The organism is Curtobacterium sp. RM9 (assembly GCF_054956955.1).
In genome coordinates this window covers 763,839-781,995 of record NZ_CM143271.1, presented here as the reverse complement: position 1 = coordinate 781,995, position 18,157 = coordinate 763,839, and the positions used below count along the sequence as shown (strand labels likewise).

Below are 18,157 nucleotides of genomic sequence, written 5' to 3'. Positions count from 1 at the left end.
CCTCCCGATCGTCGGTGGTCGCCGCTCAGGCGGCGGGCGTCTCCGCCGGGGCCTTCGAGGCCCCGTAGACGGCCGTCAGGATGCTCTCCACCCACTGGATCAGGCCGTCGTCGGGCAGGGACTCGCCGTGCGGCTTCGGCAGCGGGATGCTCGTCGCGTTCTGCTGCGGGAACCAGCGCGCTCCCGGGAACATGCGCTTGAGCCGGACCTGCGCCGAGTCCGCGAGTTCCTTGCCCGCAACGCGGAGGTTCGAGCCCATCACGACCACGTCGGACAGGCCGACCTGCTGCGCCATCCGACGCAGGCGCGAGACCTCGACCAGGGTCAGCACGGCCTGCGGCGGCTGGCCGTAGCGGTCGGTGAGCTCGTCGAGCACCATGTCGATCGCCTCGGGCTGCGCGGCCGGCGCCGAGGCAGCGGAGAGCTTCTGGTAGGCCTCGAGCCGGAGCCGCTCGGACTCGACGTACTCCTCGGGGATGTGCGCGTCGACCGGGATCTCGAGCCGGAGCTCGGTCTGCCCCTCGGCGACGTCACCGCGGAACTGCGACACCGCCTCGCCGATCATCCGGAGGTAGAGGTCGAAACCGACGCCCGCGATGTGGCCGGACTGCTCGCCGCCGAGCAGGTTGCCCGCGCCGCGGATCTCGAGGTCCTTCATCGCGACCTGCATGCCGGCGCCGAGTTCGTTGTTCGCGGCGATGGTCTCGAGCCGGTCCTGCGCGGTCTCGGACAGCGGCTTGTCGGCGTCGTAGAGGAAGTACGCGTACCCACGCTCGCGGCCACGGCCGACACGGCCGCGCAGCTGATGGAGCTGCGACAGGCCGTACTTGTCCGCCTTGTCGATGATGAGCGTGTTCGCGTTCGCGATGTCGAGTCCGGTCTCGACGATGGTCGTCGAGACGAGGACGTCGAACCGACGCTCCCAGAAGTCGACCATGACCTGCTCGAGGGTCCCCTCGGACATCTGCCCGTGGGCGACCTGGATCCGGGCCTCCGGCACGATCTCGGCGAGGTGCGCAGCCACCGACTGGATGTCCTTCACGCGGTTGTGCACGTAGAAGACCTGGCCCTCGCGGAGGAGCTCGCGCCGGATCGCGGCGGCGACCTGCAGGTCCGACTGCGGTCCGACGAACGTGAGGATCGGGTGGCGGTCCTCCGGGGGGGTCGCGAGCGTGGACATCTCGCGGATGCCGGTGACCGCCATCTCGAGCGAGCGCGGGATCGGGGTCGCGGACATGGCGAGGACGTCCACGTTCGTCTTGAGCTTCTTGAGCTGGTCCTTGTGCTCGACGCCGAACCGCTGCTCCTCGTCGATGATGACGAGGCCGACGTCCTTGAAGGCGATGTTCTGCGACAGGATGCGGTGCGTGCCGATGACGATGTCGACGGTGCCGTCGGCGAGCCCGGCGATCGTCTCCTTCGACTCCTTCTCAGTCTGGAACCGGCTCAACGCACGCAGGTGCACGGGGAAGCCGGCGAAGCGCTCCTGGAAGGTCTCCATGTGCTGGCGGACGAGGAGCGTCGTCGGGACGAGCACGGCGACCTGCTTGCCGTCCTGCACGGCCTTGAACGCGGCGCGGATCGCGACCTCGGTCTTGCCGTAGCCGACGTCGCCGGAGAGCAGTCGGTCCATCGGGATCGGCCGCTCCATGTCCCGTTTGATCTCGTCGATCGTGGTGAGCTGGTCGGCGGTCTCCGCGAACGGGAACGCTTCTTCGAGCTCGCGCTGCCAGGGGGTGTCCGGCCCGAACGCGTGCCCCTTCGACGCCATGCGGGCGGAGTAGAGCTTCACGAGGTCGACGGCGATGTCACGCACCGCCTTGCGCGCCTTCGACTTCGCCGCGGACCAGTCCGAACCGCCCATCTTCGACAGGGTCGGGTTCTCGCCACCGACGTAGCGGGAGAGCTGGTCGAGCTGGTCCGTCGGCACGAAGAGCTTGTCGCCCGGGTAGTTCCGCTTCGAGGGGGCGTACTCGAGGACGAGGTACTCGCGCTGCGACTTCACCGCGTTGCGGCCACCGGAGCTGACCTCGCGGCTGACGAGCTCCACGAACTTGCCGATGCCGTGGGTGTTGTGCACGACGACGTCGCCCGGCTTGAGCTGCAGCGGGTCGACCACGTTCTTGCGACGCCCGGCGAGCTTCTTCACCGTGCGGGCGCCCTGCTGGACGCTGCGGCCGTAGAACTCCGCCTCGCTGAGGACCGCGACGCGGAGGTCGGGGACGGCGAAGCCGGCCTCGACCGCGGCGGTGGAGACGATCGCGACGCCGGGCACGGGCGGGGTGGTGAGGTCCTCGGCGCGGGCGGCGACCCCCGCTTCGGCGAGGACCTGCACGGCCCGCTCGACGAGCCCCTTGCCCTGCGCGGTGACGACGACGGCCCACCCGTCCGACACGAGGTGTGCGACGTGCTCGACGGCCCCGTCGGCACTGCCCGCGAAGCTCGGGATCGACTCGGCGCGGACGCGGATGTACTCGCCGGCCTCGTCCGCCGCCTCGGCGTCGGTGAGGATGCGGTCGCGGTCGCCCTCGTCCATCCCGGAGTCGAACGGCGTGACCGTCCACCAGGTGCGCTGACCGCGGGTGTCCTTCAGCTGCTGGACGGTGAGGAAGTTGCCGGCGTCGAGGTCGATCGGCGCCTGCGCCCCGGCGACGGCGGCGCTCCACGCGGCCTGCAGGAACTCGGTGTTCGTCTCCGCCAGGCTGTGCGCGCGGCCGCTCACCCGCTCCGGCGAGAGCACGGCGATGGTCGCGGCGTCGGGCAGGTAGGTGGTGATCGGGACGAGGTCCTGGACGAGCGCCGGTGCGAGCGACTCCATGCCCTCGACCGGGATCCCCTCGGCGATCTTCGCGAGCATCTGCGACAGGTTCGGGAACTCGTGCAGCATCTCGCGCGCCCGCTGCCGGACGTCGTCGCTGAGCAGGAGTTCGCGGGACGCCGTCAGCTCGACCTGGCCGAGGTCGTCCTCGGTGGTGCGCTGGTCGGCGACCGAGAAGGCCTTGATCGCCTCGATCTCGTCACCGAAGAAGTCGACGCGCACGGGGTGGTCCGCCGTCGGCGGGAAGACGTCGAGGATGCCGCCACGGACCGCGAACTCACCGCGGCGGGTGACGAGGTCGACGCGGGCGTAGGCGAAGTCGACGAGCTGCGCGGCGATCGTGGCGAGGTCGTTGCCGCGGGAGTCCGTCCGGAGCACCACCGGCGCGAGCGACGTCAGGTTGCCCGCGAGCGGCTGCAGGGCCGCTCGGACACTGGCCACCACGACGGTCGTGCGACGGTCGGTCGGGGCGGCGGCCTGCCAGGCGGCGAGCGTGCGGAGCGTCGCGATGCGGGTGCCGACGGTCTGCGCGCTCGGGCTGAGGCGCTCGTGCGGCAGGGTCTCCCACGCGGGGAACTCGAGCACCTGGGCGTCGGGCACCGTGCAGCTCACGGCGTCGCGGACTGCCTCGGCCTCACGCCCGGTGGCGGTGATGACGAACAGGCACTGCGGGCCCTGGCGTTCGGCGAGCAGTGCGCCGAGAAGCGGGACGCGCAAGCCGTCCACCACGGAGAAGTCGGCGTCGCGGTTCGCGGTGCGGAGGACGCGATCGAACGCGGAGGCGCGCGAGAGCGCAGGGATGATGCCCGAGATCGTCACTCAGACGATGGTACCGGGACCGTCCGACACCCGTCGCGGTGTGCGCAGCAGGCGAACAGCGCTCAGGAGCGACGGCGCGTGCGGCGCGTGCGGCGCCCGGATCGCCGCAGCAGGAGGCCGACGACGGTGAGCGCGCCGGCGACGAGGAGCACGGGCGCGAGGGGCGCGCTACCGGTCCACGCGAGGGTGCGACGGGCGGCGACGTCGGCCGTGGTCCGGTCGGTGCCCAGACCGTCGACTCCGGTGCCTTCCGTCTGGTCGCCGGGCCGGACGGGAGGCACGGGGCCCGTCCTCGGGGCGCTGGCGCTCGGCGACGGGGTCGCCTCGGGGCCGGCGGCCGAGGTCGGTGCGGTCGTCGGACCGGGCGTCGGCTCGGCCGTCGGGTCGGCCGTCGGGTCGGCCGTCGGGTCGACTTCGGGTGCGGCCGTCGGCTCGGCCGTCGGAGCGGGCGTCGGGTCGACCGCGGGTGCTGCCGTCGGCTCGTCGGTCGGATCCGGCGTAGGCACGACCGTCGGGTCGGTGGGGCCGGTGGTGGGTGTGGCGGTCGGGTCGGTGGGGCCGGTGGTGGGTGCGGCGGTCGGGTCGGTGCCCGGCACGACGACCGCCCGCCCGGAGGACGCCGCCGCCACGATGCGCTGCCGGTTGTAGTCGGCCACCACGAGCTGGCGGTCCGGTCCGACCGACACCGCCGTGGGGTTCACCAGCGCGGACCCGTCCGGAGCGGCCGCGAACGCCGATGACCACCCGCCGCCGCCGGCCCGTGCCCAGACCACGCCGTGGCCGTTGTCCACCACGAAGACGTCGCCGTCGTCCACGGCCACCCCGCGCAACCGGGCCTCGGCGTCACCCGGGAACCCGAGCGAGCTGACGCTGCCGGTCGCCCGGTCGAGCTGCCAGACCTGGTCGGCCCCGGCGTCGGACACGGTGAGCTGTGCACCGTCGGACGACACTGCGACCCCGCTCGGGTCGGACCACGGGCCGGCGACCGTCGTCCAAGTGTCTGAGCCGAGCTCGCTCGTGAACAGCACGCCGCTGCCGGGGACGGCGGCGAAGACCGTCGTGCCGGCGACCGCGAGTTCGGCGACGGCCCGACTGGTGGGCGGAGCGGTGCGGGCGAGGACCGCACCGTCGTGGTCGAGCAGCGCGAGGGCACCTCGTCCGGCCTCGGCGACGAGGACCCGTCCGTCGGCCGTGGTGGTCACCGCGGACGGGTTCCACATGTCGCCCCGGGCGGTACCGAAGGGGGCGACGACGCTCCAGGTCCCGTCGGACGCTCGGCGCAGCAGGCCGTTCGCGGAGAAGTCGGCGACGAGCAAGGCCCCGTCAGCCTCGTGGTGCACGTCGTTCGGTGCGCTGAACGCCGACGCGACCGGCGGGGCCGAGGCCTCGGCGGACGTCGGGGTCCAGGTCTCGGTGGCGGCGACCGCTCCGTCCTGGATGAGCACCGGACCGATGGCGACGGCGACGACCGCGAACGCAGCGGGGACGACGACAGCGAGCAGGCGGAGACCGGCGCGCTGCGGCGCGCGGTGAGCTGCTCGTCGCACGGTGGTCCCCCTCGTCAGCGGGGCCGGTGCCCCGCCGCGAACCTACCCATCCGCGGGGTACGGAACGGTCCCCCAGTTCGGGGACCGCGCGGCTACCGGACAGGCGTGACGGAGCCGCACCGCGCCTCCAGACCGGAAGCCGACGGGAGACGGTCGCGACCTCAGGAGGGGGCGTGGATGCGCTGCTGCGCGGCGAGCAGGCCGAGCTCTGCGATGGCCTCGACCGCGTCGGCGCCGTCGGCGAGCAGGTTCGGCAGCGTCTTCTTCTCGGTCGGCGAGAAGTCGCGCAGCACGAAGTCGGCGGGGTCCTGACGTCCCGGGGGACGGCCGATGCCGATCCGCACCCGGGCGAACTCGTTCGTGCCGGTCGCCTTGATGATGTCGCGGAGCCCGTTGTGGCCGCCGTGTCCGCCGTTGCCCTTGAGCCGGACGGTGTCGAACGGCAGGTCGAGCTCGTCGTGCACGACGACGAGGTCGGCCGGCGACGCGCTGTAGAAACCGAGGACCGCGGAGACCGGGCCGCCCGAGGTGTTCATGAACGACCCGGGCTTGGCGAGCACGAGCCGCGGACCGCCGGGGACCAGACGGCCCTCGGCGACCTGGTTCGGCGTCTTGTGCTTCTTGAACGTCGCGCCCATGCGGGCGGCGAGTTCGTCGAGGACCATCTGGCCGACGTTGTGACGGTTGCCCGCGTAACCGGGCCCGGGGTTCCCGAGCCCGACCACGACGAGCGTGTCCACTGCCATCAGCGTCGGCCAGATGTTCCGCGAGGGGTGTGTTACTCGGACTCGACCGGGGCGGAGCCGCCCTCGGTGCCGGCCTCGGCGCCCGCCTCGGCAGCGGCCTCGTCGGCGGCGTCGTCGTCGGCGGTGCCACGCGGGGTGACGATCTGGACGACCAGCGCCTCGGCGTCGGTCTCGAGCTCGGCGCCGGCCGGCAGCTCGAGCTGCGAGGCGAGCACCTGCGTGCCGTCCTCGAGGCCCTCGACGCTGACGACGATGTGCTCCGGGATGTCGGTCGCCTCGACGAGGAGGGAGACCGAGGAGAGGTCCTGCACGTGGATCGTGCCGGCGAAGGACTCGCCCTCGACGACGACGGGGACGTCGACGGTGACCTTCTCGCCACGACGCACGACGACGAGGTCGATGTGCTCGATGATCTGGCGCACCGGGTCGCGCTGGACGTCCTTCACGAGCGCGAGCTGGGCAGCGCCCTCGATGTCGAGGTCGACGACCGCGTTGGCGGTACGGACGAGCAGCATCGTCTCGTGGCCCGGGAGGGTGATGTGCTGCGGCTCGGTGCCGTGGCCGTAGATGACCGCGGGGATCTGGTTGTTCGCGCGGATCTTCCGGGCAGCGCCCTTGCCGAACTTGGTGCGGATCTCCGCTGCGAGCTTGGTGTAGTCGGCCATGGTGCCTCCTGGTCTCGTGGGCGACACCGGGGTGCCGGCATCGTGGGGGTCTGTGGTGTTGCAACTCGAACGCGTGCACGCGTGAGGAACGTTCCCAGGACTGGGCCGGGTCTCCCACCGCGTCGATCACGGCCGCGCGGTGCGCGGCCCTCGCCGAAGTCGGTTTGTGAGTCTAGCAGGAGCAACCGGGCGTGTCGCGCCGGCGCCCGTCAGCGGCCGACGTCGCGGCGGTGGCGCTGGGCGGCGCGGAGGACCTCGCGGGCGCGGTCGCTCGCGGCCTCGGCGTCGTCGCGGGCCTGCTCGGCGCGCTCGACGGCGGCGGTGGCCTCGGCGAGCTGACGTTCGAGATCGGCACGGTGGTCCTCCGCGGCGTCGAGGTCCTGCTCGGCGGCGTCGAGGGCGGCGTCGGCGTCACGGGACTCGGCGCGGGCGGTGGCCTCGGCCTCGCGGGCGGCGCGGCGGTCGGCTGCCGGGTCGTGGCGCTCTTCGGCCGGGGTGCGGCGGTCTGCGGCCGCGGTGCGGCGACGTCGGCGCGGCTGCTCGTCGGGGACCGTGCCCTCGTCGGGTTCCGTGCCCTCGTCGGGGTCCGTGCCCTCGTCGAGGTCCGTGCCCTCGTCGGGTTCCGGGGCGGCAGGGTCGGGTTCCGGTCCGGCAGACCCGTCCGGTCCGGCAGAACCGTCCGGTCCGGCAGACCCGTCCGGTCCGGCAGACCGGTCCGGTCCGGGCTTCCGGGAGGCGCGGCTCATCCCCCGCGGTCGGCGCGCGCTGGTGATCGGGATCGGTTCGGCGTCGGTACCGCCCCAGGCGTCGGGCACCCCGTCCGGGTCGGCCAGGGCGCCGTCGAGGTCGACGGCGTCGAACCCGACGCTCTCCAACGGGCGAACGAGGAGCCCGGAGCGGACCGCCGCCCCGGCGTGCGGGTCCACCGTCGCGGCCTCGACGGTCGCGCGCACCTGGTTGAGCACCGCGGGGGTCGCGGCGTGCCCGGCATCGGCGGCGAGCTCGGCCCCGGCACGGGTCAGCGCGTCGACGAGGTCTGCGCGCTGCTTCCGGAGCCGCCGGATCGCGTCCGGGTCGGCGTCCGCCTGCGCCTGACGCACGGTCGGGGCGAGGTCGACGGCTTCGTCGAGGGCGCCCTGGTCGGCCAGGAGGTCCACGATCCACGCCGCGGGCGCCGGCTTCCGGAGTCCGCCGATCCGGGTCGCGAGGGCCCGGTCGTCCTTCCGCACCGCGCGCTGCCGTGCGGTGCGCTCACGCACGAAGTCCGCGGGCGCGACGAGGAGCAGTTCCCTCGCCACGTCCGCGAACTCCATCACCACAGCATGCCCGGCGGCGCGTCGCCGCCTACCAGTCGTGGACGGTGCCGTCGGCCAGGCGGTTGAACGGCAGGTAGGCCTGCTCGTACGGGTACTTGCCGGCCTCGTCGACGTCGAGCGTGACACCGAGGCCCGGCTCGTCACCCGGGTGCAGGTAGCCGTCGGTGAAGGTGAACGTCTGGTGGAACACCTGGTTCGTCTTCGGCCCGTGCTGCATGTACTCCTGGATGCCGAAGTTGTGGATCGCGAGCCCGAGGTGCATCTGGGCCGCCAACCCGACCGGCGAGATGTCGGTCGGTCCGTGGAACCCGGACTTGATCTGGTACATCGCGGCGTAGTCCATCGTCTTCCGCAGCGGCGAGATGCCGCCCATGTGCGTCACCGCGCCGCGGACGTAGTCGATGAGCTGGTCGCGGATGATGTCCTTGAAGTCCCAGATCGTGTTGAAGACCTCGCCGATGGCCAGCGGCGTGGTGGTGTGCTGCCGGACGAGCTTCAGGGCCTCCTGGTTCTCGGCGGGGGTGCAGTCCTCGAGCCAGAACAGGTCGTAGGGCTCCAGGCTCTTGCCGAGCTTGGCGGCCTGCAGCGGCGTCATCCGGTGGTGTCCGTCGTGCAGGAGCGGGAGCTCGGGGCCGAACTCGTTGCGGACGGCCTCGAACACGGTCGGCACGTGGCGGAGGTAGGCGCGGGTGTCCCAGTCCTCCATCGCCGGGAACGCTCCGCGCTGTGCCGGCTCGAAGTCGTACCGGACGCCGGCGTTGCCCTCGGTGGTCGCGTTCGACGCGATGCCGTAGATGCTCTCGAGCCCGGGCACGCCCGTCTGCACGCGGATGGACCGGTAGCCCTCCTCCTGGTGCTCGCGGATCGAGTCGAACAGCTCCGGCAGCTCCTTGCCCGAGGCATGCCCGTACGCCATCAGCCCGGTGCGCGAGGCGCCGCCGAGCAGCTGGTACAGCGGCATGCCGGCGACCTTGCCCTTGATGTCCCAGAGCGCCATGTCGACGGCCGCGATCGCGGCCATGGTGACCGGCCCGCGGCGCCAGTACGACGAGCGGTAGAGGAACTGCCAGGCGTCCTCGATGCGCGAGGCGTCCCGACCGGCGAGCAGCGGGACGACGTGCTCGGACAGGTAGGCGGCGACGGCGAGCTCCCGGCCGTTCAGCGTCGCGTCACCGAGGCCGGTGACGCCGTCGGCGGTGGTGATCTTCAGCGTCACGAAGTTCCGGTTCGGGCTCGTGACGATGACCTCGGCCCGGTCGATGAGCTGTCCCCGGTCGGTCGAGGCCCAGGTGTCCGGGCGTCCCGAGGTCGGGTCGGTCGCCGCTCCCCCGTCACCGGCGCCGGGAACGGGCGCGGCCGGGTTCGTGGTGCTCGTCTGGCTCATCGGAGGACTCCTTCGTCGACGGTGCCGCGGGAGGGTGCCGCGGCGGTGCGGATGCTGTCGGCCGCCGCGGTGAGGGCGGCGACGACGGGGGTGGTGTCGAGGTCGGGCGCGATCACGGCGAGGACGTCGTGCACGTCCGAGTCTGGCCCGGGCGCGGCGGTGTCGGTCACGAGGTCGGGCTGCTCGGTCAGGTGCAGCCACCACGCGGCGATCGCGGTCGCGGCGCCCGGACCGATGCCGGCCCTGGGGTCGCGGGCGAGCCGTCGCCGCACGACGTCGACGACCCGGACGGGCAGCTTCTGCGAGCCGCCGGCCGCGATCTGCCGCAGGGTGTGCCGGATGCGGGGGTTCGCGAACCGGTCGACGAGGGCGGCCCGGGCTGCCTCGACCTCGGCGGCGGGGAGCGGGAGCTCGGCAGCTGCCTCGCCCCAGAGCTGCTCGACGGCGTCACGGCAGCGGGGGTCGTCCATCGCCGCGGCGACGGTCTCGTGCCCGAACAGGAGTCCGAGGTACGCCAGGAGCGAGTGAGAACCGTTGAGCAGCCAGAGCTTCCGCTGCTCGAACGGCGTGACGTCGGGCACGAGCCGCACCCCCGCGGTCTGCCACGGGGGCCGGGCGATGCCGTCGAAGGCGTCCTCGAGCACCCACTCGGCGAACGGCTCGGTGACCACGGGCACACGGTCGTCCGGCAGCGCTCCCGCCAGGTCGGCGAGCCCGGCGACGTCCTCGTCGGTGGTGGCCGGCGTGATCCGGTCGACCATGGAGCTGGGGAACGACACCGTCCGCTCGATCCAGGAGCGGAGTCCGTCGTCGTCCACCGCGCCGAGCACGGCCTCGCGCAGCACCGCGCCGTTGTGCGTGAGGTTGTCGAGGCTGACCAGCGCGATCCGACCGGCCCCGGCGTCGCGCCGGGCGGCGAGGCCGGCGACCAGCCGGGCCGGCACGTCGGAGTCGGCGCGGTAGCCCGCCTCGGTGACCGTCAGTGTGACGACGGTCGTCTCCGGGGACGCGACCGCGCGCCTCCAGGCCGCCGCGTCGCTGCCGGGGTGGGCGGCCACGATCGTGTCGACCACCTCGGCGCCGTCGCCGTCTGCACCCCGGGTGACCAGCGTGTACCGGCAGTCCTGCGCGGTGAGTGCGTCGGACGCCACCGGCGACCGTCCGGTGAACGCGGTGATGCCCCACGGCTCACTGTCCGCGTGTGCCGTGTACCAGGCGAGGTGGGCGCGCGCGAACGCCCCGACGCCGAGGTGCACGATGCCCGGGCGACGACTCATGCCGTCACCGGGACGAGGGAGCGCAGGTACGCCAGGTTGTCCGCGGTGCGCTCGGCGAGCGGGAGGTCGGTCGAGAAGTCCTCGATCGTGACCCACCCGTCGTAGCCGACCTGGCGGAGGGCGTCGAGGTACTCGGACACCGAGGCCTGCCCGTCGCGCAGCGGTGCCCATTCGTGCTGCCAGGTCCGGCTGCCGTCGGCCCGGGTGTCCCCGGTGTCGACCCAGCGGGCGTTCTTCACGTGGGCGTGCGCGAGGTACGGCCCGAGGAGCTCGAACGCGGCGAGGTGGTCCTCGTGTCCCTCGATCACGAGGTTGCCGAGGTCGTGGATGACACCCACGTGCGCAGGGTCGAGGCCGTCGACGAGCCGCAGGGCAGCAGAGGCCGAGGGGGTGATCGTCATGTGGTGCAGCTCGACGAGCGCCTTCACGCCGAGGTCCGCCGCACGCTCGGCGGCCCACTCGAGATCGGCGCGGGTGCGGTCGAACATCTCGCCGTAGGTCTCGCCGGTCTGCTCACGCTCGCGGCGGTACCAGGGCATCGTCACGCGGACCTGGCGGGCGCCGAGCTCGCTCGTGACGCGGAGCATCGTCTCCACGCCCGCTCGGTCGGACGCCGGCTGGTAGCCGCCGATGCCCGAGTACTCCAGCCCGGCAGCGTCGGTGATCCGGGCGATCTCGCCGACCCGGTCCGCGATGCCGGTGTACTGCCACGTCGAACGGTTACCGGCCCAGAAGCCGGAGGATCCGTCGTCGGTGCGGTCGTCGACGACGCGCCACTCGATGCCGTCCCAGCCCTGCTCGGCGAGGGTCGTCGCCGCCTGCTCAGGGGTCCAGTCCGGCGTCGACGCGGTGAACACGGAGAACTTCATCGGGTGGCTCCCTCGGTGGTGGTGGACGGCGCGGCGACCAGGGGGACGACGTGGTCGTACTTCCCCGCGATCACGTCGTCGATGCGGACAGGCTGCCCGAGCGTCGCGCTGACGTAGAGCCCGCGCACGGTGGCGAGCGACACGAGGGCGTCGTCGACGGTGACGCCCGGAGCACGGCCCGCCCGGATCGCGGCGACGATGTCGGTGTACTGGCGCGCGTGCCCGGCGGCGAAGTGGTCCGGCTCGGCAGGGCCGCCGACGACGTGCTCGGGCGGCACCACCTCGTGCTTCTGGTCTGCGGCGTCGGCGACGGCCGTGGCGTTCGCGGTCGTGGACGCCGACTCGAGCGTCGCGGTGTCCGGCGCGACGTGGAAGTACGCGAGCCGGTCGTCGTCCACGATCGCGGAGCCGTGGGTGCCGTAGACCGCGTAGCGCGCTGAGAGCCCCGGGTAGGCGGCGGTCGTGCAGTGGATGACGCCGAGCGCACCGCCGCGGAACCGGACCGTGGCGACGGCCGTGTCCTCGACCTCGATCCGGTCGTGCGCGAGGAGTCCGACCTGCGCCGAGATCTCCTCGGGACGACCGAGCGCCCAGACGAGCAGGTCGACGGTGTGCACGCCCTGGTTCATCACCGCACCGCCGCCGTCGAGTGCCCACGTGCCACGCCAGTCACCGGAGTCGTAGTACCCCTGCGACCGGTACCAGGCCACGCTCGCGACGCCGGAGGTCACCGTGCCGAAGTCGCCGCCGTGCGCCGCGCCCGCCACGGCCACCGACGCCGGGTCGAACCGGTGCTGGCTGATGACGCTCGTGACGAGCCCGCGCTCACGTCCGGCGGCGGCGAGCGCCGCGATCGAACGGGCCCGCGGCATCGTGGTGTCGAGGGGCTTCTCGATGACGACGTGCTTGCCCGCGGCGAGCGCCGCCTCGGCCAGTTGCACGTGCATGCCGGACGGCGAGCAGATCGCGACGACGTCGATGTCGGTCGCGGCGATGGCCTGTTCGACGGTCTCGGTGGTGACGGGGCGCGCGACGCCCATGGCCTCGAGCTCGTCGGCCGCGCTCGTGGCGGCTTCGGGGACGGCGTCGACGAGGGCGACGACCTCGAGGTCGTCGTGCTGCACCGCGACGCGGGCGTGGTGGCGGCCGATGACGCCGGCGCCGACGACCGCCAAGCGGAGCGGACGGGAGATCTCGGATGGGGTGGTCATCGCAGGGTGACTCCGATCTGGTCGGTGAGCGTGCGGAAGGCCCGTCCGGCGCGACCGAAGGCCGCGGGGCCGGAGAACCCGCCGAGGGAAGTGACGTCGGTGAGGTGCGGTTCGAGTGACGCGTAGCCGGAGTACTCGGCGTCGCGGAGCGCGGTCAGGGTGGCGAGCAGTTCGCCGTCGCCCTCCCCCGCGGGGACCACGGACGAGTCGGCGGCGAGGGCGTCCTTGACCTGCAGGTAGTCGACGTAGGGGGCGAGCTGCGCCCAGCCGTCGGTGAACGGGCGGACGCCGCACTGCACGTAGTTGGCGTTGTCCCACGCCAGGCGGAGGGCGCTGGACCCGACGCTCTCGACGACGTCGAGCACGCGGTCGGGGACGTCGCCGTAGATGTCCTTCTCGTTCTCGTGCAGCAGGGTGATCCCCTCGCGCTCGGCGAGGCCGGCGAGCGCCCGCATCCGGACGAGCACGTCGTCGCGGACGGCCTCGGCGGTGCGCCCGGGGAAGTAGAACGAGAAGATCCGGATGTTCGTGGTGCCGAGGGCGCGCGCCGCGGCGATCGCCCGACCGAGCCGTTCGACCTCGTGCTCGACGGGTTCGTCGACGGACACCTTGCCGATCGGCGAGGCGATGGCGGACACGGTCTGGCCGCGTTCCTGGAGCAGGCGGTGGAGTCCGGCGAGCTGATCGTCGTCGAGGTCGACGACGTTGACACCCCAGGCACTGCGCACCTCGATCGCGGAGGCGCCGAGCGCCTGTAGCACGGCGACCTGCACCACCGGGTCGGCGTCGATCTCGTCGCCGAAGCCGGAGAGCTCCCACGTTTGCTGGTCGGTCATTGCATTCCCTTCTTGTGACCAGACTGGAGGCGCGGGGCGGGCTGGCACCGCGCCTCCAGTCGGTCTGTGGATGAGTCCCGCTACTTCACAGAGCCGGCGGTGAGACCGCCGACCAGGTAGCGCTGGAAGACCAGGTACAGGGCGACGACCGGCACGGCGCAGACGATCGAGGCGGCCATCATCTGGCCGTAGATCGGCACCGCGCCGCCCTCCTGGGTGGTGCCGAGCACCTGCAGCACCACGGCGACCGTGCGGGTGTTCGGAGTCGTCATGATCGTGCTGAAGAGCACGTCGTTCCAGCCGAGCAGGAAGGCGAAGATCGCCGAGACGACGATGCCGGGCCAGGACAGCGGCAGGACGACGCTGCGCAGGATGCGGGTGCTCGAGGCGCCGTCGATGCGCGCGGCCTCCTCGAGCTCCTTCGGCAGACCGCGGAGGTAGGTGACCATGACCCACGTCGAGAACGGCAGGGCGAACGTGAGGTACGTGACGAAGAGTCCCCATCGTGTCCCGATGATCTGCACGCCGGTCGCACTCGCGATGTTCGAGAAGACCACGAACACCGGCAGGAGCAAGAGCGTGCCCGGGATCGACTGCAGGGCGAGCAGCCCGCGGAGGATCGTCAGGCGTCCGAGGAACCGGAATCGGACGAGCACGTACGCGGTGGACACGGCGAGCGCCGCACTCGCGACGGCCACCGCACCGGCGGTCAGGAGCGAGTTGACCAGGCCCTGTCCGAGGGCGACCGTGTCCCAGATCCGGACGTAGTTCGCGAGCGTGAACTCGGACGGGAAGTACTCGCCACGAGCCACCGCGACGTCGGAGTTGACCGAGCCGAACAGGATGTACAGCACCGGAGCGGCGATGAACGCGATGATCACCGCGATCACGACGATGAGCAACCAGCGCGGCAGGAGCCGGGTGACGTCGGTGTCGTACGGGCGCTTGGTGGGCCTCCGGGTGCCGCCGGTGGTGATGCTCTCGGTGAGCGTGGCCGTCGGGCGGGTGCGGGTGGTGCTGAAGGCGCTCATGCGCGGGCTCCGTCGATGTCGGCAGCGGCGGCCGGGGTCGCTGCTGCCAGCGTCAGCCGGTCGGTGCGGCGCTGCTTGCGGCTGGGTCCGGCGTCGTCGCCCGTGTCGAGCTTGACGGCCCGCAGGTAGACGAACAGCGGGATCGCGACGATCACGAGCGAGCAGATCGCCATCGCCGCGGACAGGCCGAAGCGGAACGACTGGAAGCTCGCGATGTAGGTCAGGACGGGCATCACCTCGACGCTCGACGGCAGCGGGATCCCGAACAGCACGAACGGGAGGGTGAAGTTGTTGATGTTGTGCAGGATCGAGATGATCACCGCGAGGCTCAGCGGGCCCCGGAGGTACGGGAAGACGATGTACCGCAGCTTCGCCCACCACGTGACGCCGTCGAGCGCGGCCGCCTCGTGCACCTCGTTGTCCACCGCCTGCAGCCCGGCGAGGGAGAGCAGGTAGACGAACGGCCAGCTCGTCCAGATCATCACCCCGGCGAGCGCCCAGTACGACGCCGAGCCGTTCAGCCAGAGGACGTCCGTGCCGAACACCGTGTTCACCACGCCCTGCGGCTGCAGCATCGTCCGGAAGAACGTGCCGACGACGAACGCGGGCAGGACGTACGGGATGAGGTAGATCGACCGGACGAGGCCGCGGCCCGGGAACCGGTTCTGCGTGGAGATCGCGGCAGCGACACCGATCGGCACCGTGACGATCGTCACGAGGACCGACAGCGACACCGAGATCCAGATCGAGTGGAGCAGCGGCGAGGCCGTGAACGCCTCGGCGAAGTTCGCGAGTCCGACGAACGGTGCGCTGAACCACTGGCGCAGCGTGTACTGGTCGAGGTCGAGCATCGCGATGTACAGGCCCACCAGGAGCGGGACCACGATGACCGCGAGCATGAGCACGCCGCCGGGCAGGAGCATCCACAGGGGGCGCTCGCGCCGGGACAGCGGCGTCCGACCGTGCGGTCGCACCTGGCGAGGGGGCTCGGACGCGCGTGGCGTCGGCGTCTGGACCTGCGTCATCACAGGCCTCCGTTCTTCTGACGGTTCAGGGTGGACTGGGCGTCCTGCTGCGCCGCTTCGAGACGCTTCCGGAGCTGGTCGTCGGTGACCTCCCCGCTCTTCAGCGAGGGGATGGACTGCACGACGACGTCGACGAGCGAGAGCTGGATGTCCGACCAGGCACCCGTGAACGCGGTCGGCTTCGAGAGCTTGCCGGCCTGCACGATCGGCGCGAGGTCGGGGTTCGCGGCGGCGATGCGCTGCGCGGCCTCGGTGTTGGTCGGCAGCTGGCCGAACAGCTCGAAGTACCGCTCCTGCGCCTCGGGCGAGGACACCTGCTTCACGAAGTCGAACGACAGGTCCTGCTTCGAGCCGTAGTCCGCGACGACGAGGTTGTCGCCGGAGAGGATGCTCGCCGCCTCGATGCCGTCCGTGGGCCGTTCGGTGGCACCCGGCGGGACCGTCGGCAGCAGGGCGTACTCGTACTTCCCGTCGACCTTCGACCCCTGGAGCGTGTTCAACGAGGTGGTGGTGGTCATCGGGAAGAACGCCGCCTTGCCGTCCGCGAACTGTGCGAGGGCCTGGGCGTTGTTCCACCCGATCGCGGCCGGGTCGACCACGCCGTCCTTCGTCACCCAGTCGAAGTACGTGCGGTAGGCGTTCTGCACGGCGTCGGCGGAGATCTCCGCCTTGCCGCCGTCCGTGACGATCGTGTTGCCGGCGTTCTGCGCCATGCCCCACACGAACTTCCACGGGTCGAACCCGTCGGCGTAGGCGATCGCCATGCCGTGGGCCCCGTTCCGCGTGGTCGCCTTCGCGTCCGCGGTGAGCTCGTCCCAGGTCGTCGGCAGGTCGGTGATGCCGGCCTTCCGGAGCAGGTCGGTGTTCACGGCCATGACGAAGGGGCGGCTGGCGAACGGGATGCCGATCTGCTTCGAGGCACTCGGACCGGAGATGCCGAGCGAGGCGGGGTCGAACTGGTCCTTGCCGCCGACGGCGTCCCACTCCTTGCTCCCCAGCTCGACGAAGGCACCGGTGGCGTAGGCGGTCGGGGTGAACGTCGTGCCGATGGCGTAGACGTCGGGGCCCTGCCCGGAGATGACGCTCGTCTGGATCGCGGTGAGCTCCTCCTGCGCGGACGAGTACGTCTCCCACTGGATGTCGGCGCCCGTGGTCCGCTTGAACTCGGCAGCGGTCTCCTGCTGCCACTGCTTCCGTTCCTTCGGGTAGGTGGTGTCCGCGCCCATCATCACGCGGAGGGTGTTCGGATCGTCGCCGCTGCCGTCGACCACGGCGCACCCCTGCAACGAGAGTGCGACCACGGCGGCCACGGCGACGGCACCGAACAGGGTGCGGGTCCTGCGTCTTCCTGTGCTCATGCGGGGGTTTCCTCCTCGAGACCTCCTCCGGGCGGCGCTGCCCGGTCCGACCACTGTCCCGTCGGTGGCAACATGCGGCAACCGGTTGCCACTTGTTGCCAGACCGACCTACGTTCGTCTCGATCGGCGCACCGACGCGCCGCGGATCCGGCGTGACGACGCGTCGAGATCGGCGCACCGACGCGCCACTTGGAGGACCTGCGTGACCGACACCGACAGCAGCACCCGGCGGGTGACCATCCGGGACATCGCGGACGCGACCGGGGTCGCGCCGTCCACCGTGTCCCGGGCGCTGTCCCTGCCGGACCGGGTGAACCGCGCGACGCAGGAGCGGATCCAGCAGGCGGCGCGCGAGCTCGGCTACGTCGCGAACTCGCAGGCGCGGGCACTGACGTCCGGACGGACGCGGGCAGTCGCCGTGCTCGTGTCGGACATCACGAACCCGTTCTACTTCGACGTCATCCGCGGCACCCAGCACCAGCTCGCCGCCGCCGGCTGGACCCAGCTGCTCGTGGACACCGAGGAGTCCGCCGACGCCGAGATGGCCGCCCTCAGCGCGATCGCCGCCAAGGCCGACGGCGTCGTGCTCACCGCGTCGCGGCTCTCCGACGCGCAGATCGCCCGGTTCGCCGAACGCACCCCGCTCGTCGTCGTGAACCGCCGCCCCGCCGGGGTGCCGTCCGTGCTCATCGACACCCCCGGCGGGGTCGAGCAGGCCGTGCAGCACCTCGTGTCGCTCGGCCACCGGGACGTCCTGTACGTCGCCGGTCCGGACAGCTCGTGGTCCAACGAACGCCGGTGGCGCGCGCTCGTCCGGGTCGCCGGTCGGCTCGGCGTCCGGGTCGCCCGCATCGGCCCGCACGCACCGTTCGTCGACTCCGGGGCGGCCGCCGCCGACGCCGCCGTGCACGCCGGCGCCACCGCGTGCATCGCCTTCAACGACCTCATCGCGATCGGCATGCTCACCCGCCTCCGGGAGCGCGGCGTCCGTGTGCCCGAGGAGATGAGCGTGGTCGGCTGCGACGACATCTTCGGCGCCGACTTCTGCAACCCGCCGCTCACGACCATGACCTCGCCGATCGAACGGGCCGGCCGGGTCGCGATCCGGATGCTGCTCGGCAGGCTCGGCGCGATCCCCGCCGACGAGCTGCCCGGCGAGCACATGAGCGGCGCCGTCGCCCTGCCCACCCACCTCACCGTGCGCGCGTCCACCGGACCGGCACCCGACTCGCCCCGCCGTCCGTCCTGAAGGAGT

14 protein-coding genes are annotated in these 18,157 nt (G+C 72.1%); 1 reads left to right on the top strand and 13 read right to left on the bottom strand.

The annotated features are described in order from the left end of the window. Nucleotides 1-25: 25 nt before the first annotated feature. The 13 genes from mfd to ACY3FI_RS03705 all read right to left on the bottom strand — a co-directional run bounded on the left by mfd (nt 26) and on the right by ACY3FI_RS03705 (nt 16,902). Nucleotides 26-3,637, bottom strand: coding sequence for a transcription-repair coupling factor (gene mfd, locus ACY3FI_RS03765; protein ID WP_462549413.1), 3,612 nt, complete (start codon nt 3,635-3,637; stop codon nt 26-28). Between the two features lie 62 nt (nt 3,638-3,699). Continuing rightward, nucleotides 3,700-5,184, bottom strand: coding sequence for an NHL repeat-containing protein (locus ACY3FI_RS03760; protein WP_462549412.1), 1,485 nt, complete (start codon nt 5,182-5,184; stop codon nt 3,700-3,702). A 161-nt stretch (nt 5,185-5,345) separates the two neighbouring features. Further along, nucleotides 5,346-5,930, bottom strand: a complete 585-nt coding sequence (gene pth, locus ACY3FI_RS03755) for an aminoacyl-tRNA hydrolase (RefSeq protein ID WP_462549411.1) — start codon at nt 5,928-5,930, stop codon at nt 5,346-5,348. Nucleotides 5,931-5,962: 32 nt separating this feature from the next. Next, nucleotides 5,963-6,595, bottom strand: a complete 633-nt coding sequence (locus ACY3FI_RS03750; protein WP_462549410.1) for a 50S ribosomal protein L25/general stress protein Ctc — start codon at nt 6,593-6,595, stop codon at nt 5,963-5,965. A 209-nt stretch (nt 6,596-6,804) separates the two neighbouring features. Beyond that, nucleotides 6,805-7,908, bottom strand: coding sequence for a hypothetical protein (locus ACY3FI_RS03745; protein WP_462549409.1), 1,104 nt, complete (start codon nt 7,906-7,908; stop codon nt 6,805-6,807). A gap of 31 nt (nt 7,909-7,939) precedes the next feature. Beyond that, nucleotides 7,940-9,295, bottom strand: a complete 1,356-nt coding sequence (gene manD / locus ACY3FI_RS03740) for a D-mannonate dehydratase ManD (protein ID WP_462549408.1) — start codon at nt 9,293-9,295, stop codon at nt 7,940-7,942. Further along, the gene (locus tag ACY3FI_RS03735) at nt 9,292-10,572 is read right to left on the bottom strand and encodes a mannitol dehydrogenase family protein (protein WP_462549407.1); all 1,281 of its coding nucleotides are present in this window, start codon (nt 10,570-10,572) and stop codon (nt 9,292-9,294) included. The genes manD and ACY3FI_RS03735 overlap by 4 nt, the downstream gene beginning before the upstream one ends. Beyond that, nucleotides 10,569-11,441, bottom strand: coding sequence for a sugar phosphate isomerase/epimerase family protein (locus ACY3FI_RS03730; RefSeq protein ID WP_462549406.1), 873 nt, complete (start codon nt 11,439-11,441; stop codon nt 10,569-10,571). The genes ACY3FI_RS03735 and ACY3FI_RS03730 overlap by 4 nt, the downstream gene beginning before the upstream one ends. Then, nucleotides 11,438-12,652, bottom strand: a complete 1,215-nt coding sequence (locus ACY3FI_RS03725; protein ID WP_462549405.1) for a Gfo/Idh/MocA family protein — start codon at nt 12,650-12,652, stop codon at nt 11,438-11,440. Before ACY3FI_RS03725 ends, ACY3FI_RS03730 begins: the two co-directional genes overlap by 4 nt. After that, nucleotides 12,649-13,488 carry a sugar phosphate isomerase/epimerase family protein gene (locus tag ACY3FI_RS03720; protein WP_462549404.1) on the bottom strand — a complete coding sequence of 280 codons (840 nt, stop codon included), beginning with the start codon at nt 13,486-13,488 and terminating at the stop codon, nt 12,649-12,651. Before ACY3FI_RS03720 ends, ACY3FI_RS03725 begins: the two co-directional genes overlap by 4 nt. Before the next feature lie 80 nt (nt 13,489-13,568). Continuing rightward, entirely contained in the window at nt 13,569-14,519 is a 951-nt protein-coding gene (locus ACY3FI_RS03715) for a carbohydrate ABC transporter permease (RefSeq protein WP_462549403.1), read from the bottom strand. Next, nucleotides 14,516-15,544: a carbohydrate ABC transporter permease gene (locus tag ACY3FI_RS03710; RefSeq protein WP_462549402.1), complete on the bottom strand. Its 1,029-nt coding sequence runs from the start codon at nt 15,542-15,544 to the stop codon at nt 14,516-14,518. Before ACY3FI_RS03710 ends, ACY3FI_RS03715 begins: the two co-directional genes overlap by 4 nt. After that, entirely contained in the window at nt 15,544-16,902 is a 1,359-nt protein-coding gene (locus ACY3FI_RS03705) for an ABC transporter substrate-binding protein (RefSeq protein ID WP_462549401.1), read from the bottom strand. The genes ACY3FI_RS03710 and ACY3FI_RS03705 overlap by 1 nt, the downstream gene beginning before the upstream one ends. A 202-nt stretch (nt 16,903-17,104) precedes the next feature. Here ACY3FI_RS03705 and ACY3FI_RS03700 point away from each other — a divergent pair, with 202 nt between their 5' ends. After that, a complete protein-coding gene (locus ACY3FI_RS03700; RefSeq protein WP_462549400.1) occupies nt 17,105-18,151 on the top strand; it encodes a LacI family DNA-binding transcriptional regulator in 1,047 nt (348 codons plus the stop codon). The last annotated feature ends 6 nt before the right edge of the window (nt 18,152-18,157 follow it).

Bases quoted from the DNA above. Each gene is read 5' to 3' on its own strand.
- pth (WP_462549411.1), bottom strand. From the start codon at position 5,930: ATGGCAGTGGACACGCTCGTCGTGGTCGGGCTCGGGAACCCCGGGCCC.
- ACY3FI_RS03750 (WP_462549410.1), bottom strand. From the start codon at position 6,595: ATGGCCGACTACACCAAGCTCGCAGCGGAGATCCGCACCAAGTTCGGC.
- ACY3FI_RS03745 (WP_462549409.1), bottom strand. From the start codon at position 7,908: ATGGAGTTCGCGGACGTGGCGAGGGAACTGCTCCTCGTCGCGCCCGCG.
- manD (WP_462549408.1), bottom strand. From the start codon at position 9,295: ATGAGCCAGACGAGCACCACGAACCCGGCCGCGCCCGTTCCCGGCGCC.
- ACY3FI_RS03735 (WP_462549407.1), bottom strand. From the start codon at position 10,572: ATGAGTCGTCGCCCGGGCATCGTGCACCTCGGCGTCGGGGCGTTCGCG.
- ACY3FI_RS03730 (WP_462549406.1), bottom strand. From the start codon at position 11,441: ATGAAGTTCTCCGTGTTCACCGCGTCGACGCCGGACTGGACCCCTGAG.
- ACY3FI_RS03725 (WP_462549405.1), bottom strand. From the start codon at position 12,652: ATGACCACCCCATCCGAGATCTCCCGTCCGCTCCGCTTGGCGGTCGTC.
- ACY3FI_RS03720 (WP_462549404.1), bottom strand. From the start codon at position 13,488: ATGACCGACCAGCAAACGTGGGAGCTCTCCGGCTTCGGCGACGAGATC.
- ACY3FI_RS03715 (WP_462549403.1), bottom strand. From the start codon at position 14,519: ATGAGCGCCTTCAGCACCACCCGCACCCGCCCGACGGCCACGCTCACC.
- ACY3FI_RS03710 (WP_462549402.1), bottom strand. From the start codon at position 15,544: ATGACGCAGGTCCAGACGCCGACGCCACGCGCGTCCGAGCCCCCTCGC.
- ACY3FI_RS03705 (WP_462549401.1), bottom strand. From the start codon at position 16,902: ATGAGCACAGGAAGACGCAGGACCCGCACCCTGTTCGGTGCCGTCGCC.